Below are 10,452 nucleotides of genomic sequence, written 5' to 3' on the forward strand. Positions count from 1 at the left end.
GTTCGGCGCCGCCGCAGGCCGTCATTACCCCGGCCCCGGGCGGCACGGGCGGGCGCGTGCAGTCCGAAAGCCTGCCGGCGCCGCCGCGCGGCGGTACGCGTTGACCTGACGCCGCGCGCAGGGCTGGCGCGCGGCGGGCGGGACGGCGCGGCGGTTCCACAGGGCCGGGCGCTGTCCTAGACTACTCAAGTGACCGAAGACCTTCCCTTCTGGCGGGCGAAGACGCTCGACGCGATGACGCGCGCGGAATGGGAAAGCCTGTGCGACGGCTGCGGCCGTTGCTGCCTGCACAAGCTGCGCGACGAGGAGACCGAGCGCGTCCACTTCACCGAGGTGGCGTGCCGGCTGCTCGACCTCGAGAACTGCCGCTGCAAGGACTACGCGAACCGCAAGCGCCGCGTGCCGGACTGCGTGAAGCTGACGCCCGCACGCGTCGCCGCGGCGGACTGGCTGCCGCCGACCTGCGCCTATCGCCTGGTGGCTGAAGGCCGCGACCTGCCCTGGTGGCATCCGCTGGTCTCCGGCCGGGCCGAGACGGTGCACGAGGCCGGCGTGTCGGTTCGCGGGCGCGCGGTGGCGGAGCGCGCCGCGGGCGATTTCGAGGACCACGTCGTTGCCTGGCCCGGCCGCTGGCCGACCAAGGCGCGCATAGAGACCAGCATGACGAAGCGGGGGAAATCCTGATGAAGAACGCGATCTATGGCGGCGTGAACGCCGCGGTGCTGACGGCGATGGGCCCCGACCTCGCGCCCGACCTCGACCGCATGGCGGCGCATGCCCGGTGGCTGTTGGCGAACGGGTGCAACGGGCTCGGCGTGCTGGGCACGACGGGGGAGGCGAATTCCTTCGGCCTGCATGAGCGCAAGCAGATCCTGGAAGGGCTCATCGCGCGCGGCATTCCCGCGGCGAAGCTGATGCCGGGGACGGGCTGCGCCAGCCTGACGGACAGCGTCGAACTCACGAAGCATGCGCGCGACGCCGGCTGCCCCGGCGTGCTGATGCTGCCGCCCTTCTACTACAAGGGGCCATCGGATGACGGGCTGTTCGCGTATTTCAGCGAGGTGGTGAACCGCGTCGGCGGCGGTGTAGCGATCTACCTCTATCACTTCCCGCAGCAATCGGCGGTGCCCTTCAGCCTCGACCTGATCGGGCGGCTGCTGAAGGCCTTCCCGGGCGTGATCAAGGGCGTGAAGGATTCCTCTGGCGACTACGCCAACATGCAGGCGATGGTGCGTGAGTTCGCGAAGGACGGGTTCGAGGTCTATTCGGGCAGCGACGAGTTCCTGCAGCAGATCCTGGCCGAGGGCGGGGCGGGCTGCATCACCGCGGCCTCCAACGCGAACAGCCATTGGGGCGGCATCGTCTATGCGAAGCGCACGGGGCCCGAGGCCGATGCCGCGCAGGCGACGCTGACGGCGACGCGCCGTGCGGCGACCTCGGTGCCCTTGATTTCGGGCCTGCGGGAGATCATCGCGCGCAGCACGGGCGATGCCGGCTGGCGCGTGATCCGCCCGCCGCATTTGCCGCTGACGGCCGAGCAGGCGGAGAAGGTGTGGGCCGCCTGGGGCGCGGCCGGTGCGCTGCCGCTGCCGGGGATGCCCGCCGCGAAGGCCGCCGCGGAATGACGGCGTCCGATGGCCGGAACGCCGAAGGGCGTGGAGGTCTGAATCGGCCGCTGCAGACAAACGAGCCTCTCCGCTGCCGCCCGCCCGCGATCGCCACCGTGCAGGTGGACGACGCCAATGTGCGCGTGACCCGGTGGGATTTCCCGCCGGGCTCCGAGACCGGCTGGCACCGGCACGGCATGGCGTATGTCGTCGTGCCGGTGAACGACGGGCAGATGCTGCTGGAACTGCCGGGCGGGCAGACGGCGACGGCGGAGATCAAGGCCGGCGTCGCCTATGCCCGCGCTGCCGGCATCGAGCACAATGTCGTCAACGCCGGCGACACCGCCTTCGCCTTCGTCGAGACCGAGCTCAAGCACCTGATCGGGTGATCTTGCGGCCGGGCAGCGTCACCAGCGCGAGCCCGGCAAAGACCAGCGACGCGGCCGGGATGGTCAGCCAGCCCGGCCTCTCGCCGAACAGCGCCCAGCCCCAGGCGATGCCCGTCAGCGTCACGATGTAGCCGGTCTGGGACGTGACGACGCCGCCATGCGCCGCGAGCGAGCGGAAATAGACGAGGAAGGCGAGCGCCGTCGCCGCGCCCTGCGCGAGCGAGACCGGCAGCCCCACGACCGGCGGCAGCACCAGATGCCCCATCAGCGCCGCGAAGATCGCCGCCTGCGCCGCGCCCGCGGCCAGCGTGCCGGTGGCGAGCGCGAGCGGCGGCGCGCCCTTCGGCGCGAGCCGCACCGCGAGCAGGTTGGACGCCGCGTAGCAGACCGGTGTCAGCGCAGCGAGCAGCGCCCAGGGCAGCAGCGCGGGATCGGGCAGCGCGGCACCTGGGCTCATCGCCAGCAGCACGCCGGCCAGGCCGAGCGTGGTGCCGAGCAGGCGACGGCCCGTCATCCGCTCCATCCCCATCGCCGCGGCGCCGAGCACGGTCAGCATCGGCGAGAGCGGCACGAGAAGCGCGAAGAAGCCGGCGGGAATGTGCTGCAGGCTCGTGAAGCCGACGAGGTTGGCGAGCGCGAGGCCGGTCAGCCCCGACACCGCGTAGTGCAGCAGATGCGCGCGGGAGAGCGGCAACGCGATGCCGCGCAGCCAGCAGATGCCGAGGAGGATCGCCGCGCTGACCGCCCCGGCCGCCGCCGCGATCAGCATGGGCGGCCAGCCGGTCGCGCCGAGATGCTTCACGAAGACCGGTGTCCCACCCCAGATCGCGCCGAGCAGGAGCAGCGGCGGCAGCGGTCGAAGCGCATCGGGCATGATGTGCAGAGGTCGCGTGCGCTGCGCATCTGTCAAGCGGTTGAAGCGTTCACCTCTGCTGCGCCATGGTGCGCGCATGCTGCTTCCCGAGTCGGAAACCATCGCGCTGCGTCCCGGGGTTCTCGGTCCGCCTGTCGACTGCCCCGTGCGCTGGCACCGTTCGCCGCGCGCGCGCCGCGTCAGCCTGCGCATCGACCCCCGTGCGGGGGAGGTGGTGGTGACATTGCCCATGCGCGCCGGACGGCGGGCCGGCATGGCCCTGCTGACGACCCATGCCGCCTGGGTTATGCAGCGCCTGGCGGCGCTGGCACCGGCAGTCGACCTGGCGCCGGGCGTGGAGGTGCTGCTGGGCGGCCGCCCGCATGTGATCCGCCACGATCCCGCGGCGCGCGGCGGCGCCTTCCTGGACGGTGCGACGATCGTCGTCTCCGGGCGAGCCGAATTCCTCGCGAGGCGCGTGAAGGATTTCCTGCGCACCGAGGCGAAGCGCCGGATCGCCGCGCTGGCGGAAGGGCACGCGGCGGCGCTCGGCGTGCGCATCCGCGCCATCCGGCTCAAGGACACGCAGAGCCGCTGGGGATCCTGCGCGCCGGACGGCACGCTCGCCTTCTCCTGGCGGCTCGTCATGTCGCCGGACTGGGTGCTGGACTACGTCGTGGCGCATGAGGTCGCGCATCTGCGCGAGCTGAACCACTCCTCGCGCTTCTGGGCGCATGTCGAAGGCCTGACCCCGCACCGGGAAGCCGCGCAGGACTGGCTGCGGGAGAACGGGCCCACCCTGCTGCGCGTCGGCTGAATCCGTCCTATATCCGGCCGCTATCACGCGGAGGGACGCATGAAGGCGGTCGGTTTCCTGAAATGCCATCCGGTCGACCATCCGGAGGCGCTGCTCGACCTCGAGATCCCGGCGCCGGCCGCGCCGGAGGGCCACGACATGCTGGTCGAGGTCCGCGCCGTCTCGGTCAACCCCGTGGACACCAAGCGGCGCCGGTCGGAGGAGCCGAAGGACGGGCCGCGCGTCCTCGGCTTCGATGCCGCCGGCATCGTGCGCGCGGTCGGCCCCGCCTGCACCCTGTTCCGCCCGGGGGAGGAGGTGTTCTACGCAGGCGTCGTCAACCGCGCCGGCAGCAATGCCGAACTCCAACTGGTCGATGAGCGGATCGTCGGGCGCAAGCCGCGCAGCCTCACCTTCGCCGAGGCGGCGTCCCTGCCGCTCACGACGATCACGGCCTGGGAAGGGCTGCACGACCGGCTCGGCGTGCATGAGGGCGGCGGCGCGGGGGAGGCGCTGCTGGTCATCGGCGGCGCGGGCGGCGTCGGGTCGATGGTGATCCAGGTGGCGCGGCAGCGCACCGCGCTGACGGTCGTCGCCACCGCGTCGCGGCCCGAGACGGCGCAATGGTGCCGCGACCTCGGCGCGCATCACGTGGTGGATCACAAGGGCGATATCGCGCATCAGCTCAAGGCGCTCGGCGTGAAGCCGCGCTACGTCTTCTCCACCAACACCACGGCGCGGAACTGGGAGCAGATCGTCGCCTGCGTGGCGCCCCAGGGTGCCATCGTGCTGATCGAGAGCCAGGCGCCGATCGATGCGCGACAGCTTATGCCGAAATCGGTCTCGCTGCATTGGGAGCTGATGTTCACCCGGCCGATGTTCGGCACGCCGGACATGATCGAGCAGCACCGGCTGCTCGACGCGGTGGCGGAGCTGGTGGAGCATGGCCGCATCCGCCACACCATGACGCGCAACCTTGGCCCCATGGATGCCGAGAAGCTGCGCCAGGCGCATGCGCTGGTCGAAAGCGGCGCCATGATCGGCAAGGTCGTGCTGGAAGGCTTCTAGCCGTGCCGCAGGGTGTCGCCTCGCTCCGGCGGATCGTGCTGGGGTTCTGGGCGGCGTCGGTCGCGACCGTCGGCGGCGCCGTGTGGCTGTCCACCGCCACCGCCGACGGGACGTGGCTGGCACGGTCGGGCGCAGTGCTCACCGCGCTCGGCCTGGTGCTGGCCAGTCGAAAAATCCTGATCGCGCGCAACGACCTGCTCGCGCTGCTGCACGACATGGAGAAGGCGGACGGGGCGGAGCGCACCGCGCGCCTGGCCTCCTTCAAGCAACTGCAGAAGGACATCGACCGCCAGGTGCTGGAGAAGGCGGGCTTCGCCCTGCTTGTCATCGGCACGCTGATCTGGGGCTTTGGGGACCTTGTCGGGAAGCTCTGATCCGTCCCGCCCGTGCATCGCCGTGGAGGACTGCAGCGATCGGCCGTGCGGCAAGGCATCCCGCCGCGCCTGACGCCAAACCCGTCGCGGTTCGATCGCCCGCCGGGATCAACGAACAATTCATGTGATCCATGTCAAAACCGATCCGCCCGCGATGCGGAGGTGTCCATGCAGGTTGACGATCTTTCGGCGGCGACGCGCCATTCCGAGGCGGCCTTCGCCTCGCTTCGGCATTTCGCGCTGCCGCCGACGCCGCAGAACTACGCCGTCTGGTACGAATTCCATGCCGGGCGCATCGAGGAACTGCGTCGGCTGGTATCGATCGCCCTGTCGAACCGGCGCGTCGTGGACTCCTACATGATGGCGGAACTCTACGACCTGTTCTTCGCCGACACGCCGGAACGCCAGGCGGCGCGCGAAGCCGGCGCCACCCTGCGGGAGGCCGCGGGCCGGATCCGCGAGGCGGGTGCCGACGCCGCGCGCTACGGGGCTACGCTGAACGAGGTCGCCGACGCGATTCCGGGCGACGGGCAGGGGCTTGCCGCCCTGGTCACGCGGCTCAGTGCCGAAACCGCGGCGCTGTCAGCGCGGTCGAAGCGCCTGGGTGATGAACTGCAGGCCTCCGGCGCCCGTATCACGGAACTCGAATCGAAACTGGCCGCCGCGCAGCGCGCCTCCCAGACCGATGCGCTCACCACCCTGCCGAACCGTCGCGCCTTCGACGCCATGATCGTGGAGCATGCGGGGCAGGCGATGAACAGTGGGCAGGATCTCTCCCTGCTGATGATCGACATCGACCACTTCAAGCGGGTCAACGACACCTGGGGCCATGCCGTGGGCGACGCGGTGATCCGCCTGGTGGCAAGCACGCTGGCGCAGCAAGGGCCCGACCACGGCCGCCCCGCGCGCTATGGCGGGGAGGAATTCGCGATGCTGCTGCCCGCGACGCCGATCGGCGCCGCGATGGGGCATGCCGAGCGCCTGCGCGGCGCCCTCGCCGGGCGCCGAATCAGCCTGCGCGGCAAGAACGAATCGATCGGCAATGTCACCGTGTCGATCGGTGCCGCGCGCTACGAGCCCGGCGAACCCGTCGCGGCCTGGATCGACCGGGCGGATGCCGCGCTGTATCGCGCCAAGCAGCAGGGGCGGAACCGCGTCGTGACGCTCGAGGCCGCCGAGGCGGGCTGACGCCCGCTACAGCGACAGACCGCGCGCCTGCAGCGCCTTGAGGAAGTTCGGCTCCGGATTGGGCAGGGGCGGCAGGTCCCACGACCCGGTGCCGATCGGGCGGATGTCCCGGTCCACCGGTACTTCGACCAGGTAGGGACGGTTCGCCTTGATCGCCGTCTGGATCGCGTCTTCCACCTCTCCCACATGGGTGACGCGGTGGGAGGCGACGCCGTAGGACTTCGCCATCAGCGCGAAGTCGGGGCTGTAGAGCTCCCCGGTGCGCTGCACCTCGAAGGCGGTGGCGAGTTCCCGCCCGCCGAACATCCCGTGCTGGATGTCGCGGATCGAGCAGAAGCCGTTGTTGTTCCACACCACCCAGACGACGGGGATGTCGTATTCCACCGCGGTGGCCAGCGCGTGCGGCGTCATCAGGAACGACCCGTCGCCGACCACGGCGACGCAGGGCCGGTCGGGGGCGGCGAGCTTCGCCCCGAGGATGCCCGAGGTCGCGAACCCCATCGCCGCGAAGCCCCAGGAATGGATCAGGTGCCGCGGCCGCAGCGTGTCCATCAGCTGGATGATCCAGTTGTGGTGCACGCCGACATCGGAGGCGACGACCGCATCCTCCGGAATGGCGCGCGAGAGCGCCCGCATCAGCCGTTCGGGGCGTAGCGGCATCTGGTCCGATTCGGCGAGGCCGCCTTGGTATTCGCGCCACACCGCGCGGCCCTTCCCCAGCCGGGCGAGCCAGCCCGCCGTGATCTCCCGCGCGCCGCCGATTCGTGCCCGGGCGGCTTCGATCAGGAAGTCGAGGCTCGCCTTCGCATCGCCCAGGATGCCGTATTCGGCCGGGTAGTTGCGGCCGATCTCGCTGGGGTCGATGTCGATCTGGATCAGGCGGGAGGGTGGGATCGACAGCGTGTAGCCGTCGAGCCAGGCGCTCGTCGCCCGGTCGTCGAAGGAGAAGCCGATGGCGAGGATGACATCGGCGTTGCGCGTCGCGTCGTTCGCGGCATAGGCGCCGTTGCGCCCGGTCGCGCCGAAGGCGAGCTCGTGCCGGTCGGGGATCGCGCCCTTGCCGTTCGGGCTCGTCACCACTGGGATGCGCGTCAGCTCGGCGAATCGCACCAGCGCGTCGCAGGCGTGTCCGATCAGCACGCCCTGGCCGGCGATGATGACCGGGCGTTCGGCCGCGAGCAGCAGGTCGAGCGCGGCCGAGAGTTCCGCCGGGTTGCCCGGCGCGCCGTTGACCACGCGGTTCGGCACGTCCGACGGTGTGTGCGCTGTCTCCTCGACGAAGACGTTGAGCGGCACGTCGAGATTGACCGGCCCCGGCCGTCCCGCCGTCAGCTGGTCCCAGGCCTGCGTAACCGCGAGCGGCACCATGTCCGCCCGCGTCGGCTGGAAGGACCGCTTCACATAGGGGCGAATGACGGAGGGGAAGTCGCCCTGGAAATGCCGCCCCGTCTCCTGGAACGGGCCGCGGTTGAACTGGCCGGTCGGGACGTTGCCGGTGATGGCGAGGAAGGCGCTGCTGTCCATCATCGCCGCGGCCAGCGCCACCACCATGTTGGCCGAACCCGGCCCGCAGGAGGTGAAGGTCGCCACCGGCTCCCCGCGCACCTTGTAGTAGGCGTCGGCCATGTGCCCGGCGGTCTGCTCATGGTGCGTCGAGACAGTGCGGATGCGGTTCTGCGCCTTGAAGGCGGCATCCATGAAGCCGGTGATGCCGTGCCCGCACAGGCCGAACAGGTAGGGCACCTTCTTGCGCACCAGGTGGTCGACGATGATTTCGGCGCCGTTCATCAGCGCCGCCTTGCTGCTGCCGTCCATGGACGTTTCCCTTCGATGGTTACTGTCAGGCCGCCGCCATGGAGGGGCTGCCGAGCATCCGCGATATGCGCGCCGCCGTCGCCTTCACGCGTGGCACGAGCTCCGCGACGCGCGCCGCATCCATGCGCGAGGCGGGTGCGGAGATCGCGAGCGCCGCTGTGGGCCGGCCCGACCGATCGGTGATCGGGGCGGCGAGGCAGCGCAGCCCCTTCTCGATCTCCTCCTCGTCCCGCGCGATGCCGTCGAGCCGCACGCGATGCAGCGCGGCGCGCAGCGCCTCCGGCGTGGTGATGGTGTTCGCGGTGAAGCGGGCCAAGCCCTGCGCGGCGATCACGCCGTCCACCTCGGCATCCGGCAGGTGCGCGAGCAGCACCTTGCCCAGCGCGCTGGCATGGGCCGGGCTGCGCTTGCCGACGGCGGAATGCATCCGCACCGCATGCGTGCCCTCGACGATCTGCACGGTAACGACGACGCCTTCGTGCAGGATGCCGACATGGACCGTCTCGCCGGTCGCTTCGGCCAGGTCCTGCAGGGGCGGCAGGGCCTGCCAGCGCAATTGCTCGTGCCGCATCGCGGCCGTGCCGAGCGCATGCAGCCGCAGGCCCAGCCCGTAGCGGCCCGTCGCGGAATCCTTCGCGAGGTAGCCGAACTGCTCCAGCGTGTGCAGCACGCGGAAGATCGTCGCCTTGTTGTGCCCCAGATGGGCGGCGAGGTCGGACAGCGTCCAGCTCTCGCGCTCGGCGAAGCAGTCCAGGACTTCGAGCCCGCGATGGAGCGACGCCAGCAGATAGGGATCCTTGCCCCCCCGCGCGCCCGCCGCTCCGCTCTCCTCCGCCATGCCGCGCCCCGATCCGCTAGACGAAACCATACCGGGCGAACCATAGCCTTGACGACGTAAAGCGAAAAGGGTTTCGCTAGGCGCAACAACCGGGGCCCGGATGGGCCTCAACGGGAGGACACCAACCATGACCCGCCTGCTCGCCGCCGCCGCGGCGTTGCTGCTCGCCTGCGTCGCGCCCGCGCGCGCCCAGGATTTTCCCGCGCGGCAGATCAACATGATCGTCGTCTTCGCCCCGGGTGGGGCGACCGATGTGCTCGCCCGCATCGTCGCCGAGCACATGACGCGCAGCCTCGGCCGCAGCGTGGTGGTGGAGAACGTCTCCGGCGCCGGCGGCACGATCGGCGGCGCGCGCGGCGCCCAGGCCGCACCGGACGGCTACACGCTGACGGTGGGCAGCCTCGGCAGCCATTCCGCGGCCCCCTCCATCTACCGCTCCATCGCCTACGACCCGCGCGAACTGCAGCCGATCGGGCTGATCGCCGGCACGCCGCTCTTCTTCGTGGTGCGCAACGGACACCCGGCGCAGACCATGGAGCAATTCATCGCCATGGCGCGCGCGAATCCCGGCACGGTCACCAACGCCCATGCCGGCATCGGCTCCACCAACCACCTCGCCTGCGCGCTGTTCCAGCACCTGGCGCGGGTGGAACTGAACAACATCCCCTATCGCGGCGAAGGACCCGCGCTGAACGACGTGGTGGCGCAGACGGTGGACAGCGCTTGCCTTCTCGCGCCCGCCGCGGTGCCGCAGATCACGGCCGGCACCATGCGTGGCCTGCTCACCGGGGCGGCGACGCGCAACCCGAACGCGCCGAACGTGCCCTCCGCCATCGAGGCGGGCGTGCCGGACTACATCTTCCAGGGCTGGAACGCGGTGTTCGCGCCGCGCGGCACGCCGGCGCCGGTCGTCGCGCGCCTCGACGCCGCGTTGCGCGCGGCGGTGAACGACCCGGCGATCCGCGCGCGGATCGAAGCGCTTGGGTCCATTCCAGCCGCGCCCGAGGCACAGGGGCCGGACGCCCTCGCGCGACTCGTGCGCAGCGAGGTGGAGCGCTGGGCGACCGTGGTCCGGGCGGCGGGGATTCCGCAGCAGTAAGTGAAGCAGGTCGGGGGAGGGGAACCTCCCCCGAGCCCCCTCCCTTTTCTAACTTTTGGGCGCCGAGCGTGGAGGGCGGGACCCGATGGCAGCGATGATCAAGTTCGCGCACGACACGCGCCTGAGGCCGGTGGTCAACGGGGCACCGATCGAGGGGCCGGAGGCGCATGGCGTGCTTACCAGCGCCGGTGAACGACGAACGCCTCTTGGAGGGTTCGACTTCGGCAACAAGGGCGTCCGCTTCGAACCCGGGGATGTGAAGCCTGAGTTCTGGCTCACCTCGAAGCACCAGGCGTTAGCCGACTTCCTGCCGGTCGTCGCCTGCTGGGGCGTCTCGGCGGAGTTCCGGGAGGTGGTGGAAGCCTTCGAACCCGGCCTGCACCAGTTCTTCCCGATCATGATCCGCCGGCCCAACGGCAAGCCGA

General features: G+C 70.8%; 12 protein-coding genes. 9 read left to right on the forward strand and 3 right to left on the reverse strand.

Going from position 1 to position 10,452, the window contains the following annotated elements:
• Positions 1-189 precede the first annotated feature (189 nt).
• The 3 genes from HW577_RS13450 (at position 190) to HW577_RS13460 (ending at position 1,996) form a co-directional block, all read left to right on the forward strand.
• Complete coding sequence (locus HW577_RS13450; protein ID WP_198376648.1) at positions 190-684, forward strand: YcgN family cysteine cluster protein; 495 nt, start codon at positions 190-192, stop codon at positions 682-684.
• Positions 684-1,625 (forward strand): dihydrodipicolinate synthase family protein, encoded by a 942-nt coding sequence (locus tag HW577_RS13455; RefSeq protein ID WP_198376649.1) that lies wholly within the window; start codon positions 684-686, stop codon positions 1,623-1,625. Before HW577_RS13450 ends, HW577_RS13455 begins: the two co-directional genes overlap by 1 nt.
• 98 nt (positions 1,626-1,723) lie before the next feature.
• Positions 1,724-1,996, forward strand: coding sequence for a cupin domain-containing protein (locus HW577_RS13460; RefSeq protein WP_332837682.1), 273 nt, complete (start codon positions 1,724-1,726; stop codon positions 1,994-1,996).
• On the opposite strand, the gene HW577_RS13465 is transcribed toward HW577_RS13460, so the two are convergent.
• Positions 1,977-2,870 (reverse strand): DMT family transporter, encoded by an 894-nt coding sequence (locus HW577_RS13465; RefSeq protein WP_198376651.1) that lies wholly within the window; start codon positions 2,868-2,870, stop codon positions 1,977-1,979. The two genes, HW577_RS13460 and HW577_RS13465, sit on opposite strands and share 20 nt — an antisense overlap.
• Positions 2,871-2,946: 76 nt before the next feature.
• On the opposite strand from HW577_RS13465, the gene HW577_RS13470 reads away from it, so the two are divergent.
• The 4 genes from HW577_RS13470 to HW577_RS13485 all read left to right on the forward strand — a co-directional run bounded on the left by HW577_RS13470 (position 2,947) and on the right by HW577_RS13485 (position 6,275).
• The gene (locus HW577_RS13470; protein ID WP_198376652.1) at positions 2,947-3,666 is read left to right on the forward strand and encodes a M48 family metallopeptidase; all 720 of its coding nucleotides are present in this window, start codon (positions 2,947-2,949) and stop codon (positions 3,664-3,666) included.
• Between the two features lie 39 nt (positions 3,667-3,705).
• Positions 3,706-4,713: a zinc-binding alcohol dehydrogenase family protein gene (locus HW577_RS13475; protein ID WP_198376653.1), complete on the forward strand. Its 1,008-nt coding sequence runs from the start codon at positions 3,706-3,708 to the stop codon at positions 4,711-4,713.
• Between the two features lie 2 nt (positions 4,714-4,715).
• The gene (locus HW577_RS13480) at positions 4,716-5,087 is read left to right on the forward strand and encodes a hypothetical protein (protein WP_198376654.1); all 372 of its coding nucleotides are present in this window, start codon (positions 4,716-4,718) and stop codon (positions 5,085-5,087) included.
• A 168-nt stretch (positions 5,088-5,255) separates the two neighbouring features.
• The gene (locus HW577_RS13485; protein WP_198376655.1) at positions 5,256-6,275 is read left to right on the forward strand and encodes a GGDEF domain-containing protein; all 1,020 of its coding nucleotides are present in this window, start codon (positions 5,256-5,258) and stop codon (positions 6,273-6,275) included.
• A 6-nt stretch (positions 6,276-6,281) separates the two neighbouring features.
• On the opposite strand, the gene HW577_RS13490 is transcribed toward HW577_RS13485, so the two are convergent.
• A complete protein-coding gene (locus tag HW577_RS13490) occupies positions 6,282-8,090 on the reverse strand; it encodes a thiamine pyrophosphate-binding protein (RefSeq protein ID WP_198376656.1) in 1,809 nt (602 codons plus the stop codon).
• 25 nt (positions 8,091-8,115) lie between these two features.
• The gene (locus HW577_RS13495; protein ID WP_198376657.1) at positions 8,116-8,928 is read right to left on the reverse strand and encodes an IclR family transcriptional regulator; all 813 of its coding nucleotides are present in this window, start codon (positions 8,926-8,928) and stop codon (positions 8,116-8,118) included.
• 127 nt (positions 8,929-9,055) lie between these two features.
• Here HW577_RS13495 and HW577_RS13500 point away from each other — a divergent pair, with 127 nt between their 5' ends.
• Together HW577_RS13500 and HW577_RS13505 are read left to right on the forward strand one after the other, a co-directional pair.
• Positions 9,056-10,027 carry a Bug family tripartite tricarboxylate transporter substrate binding protein gene (locus tag HW577_RS13500; protein WP_198376658.1) on the forward strand — a complete coding sequence of 324 codons (972 nt, stop codon included), beginning with the start codon at positions 9,056-9,058 and terminating at the stop codon, positions 10,025-10,027.
• Positions 10,028-10,112: 85 nt separating this feature from the next.
• On the forward strand, positions 10,113-10,452 hold a 340-nt coding region (locus tag HW577_RS13505; protein WP_198376659.1), incomplete at its 3' end, for an imm11 family protein.

Origin of the sequence: Neoroseomonas rubea (genome assembly GCF_016106015.1) — a bacterium.
GTDB classification, from domain to species: domain Bacteria; phylum Pseudomonadota; class Alphaproteobacteria; order Acetobacterales; family Acetobacteraceae; genus Neoroseomonas; species Neoroseomonas rubea.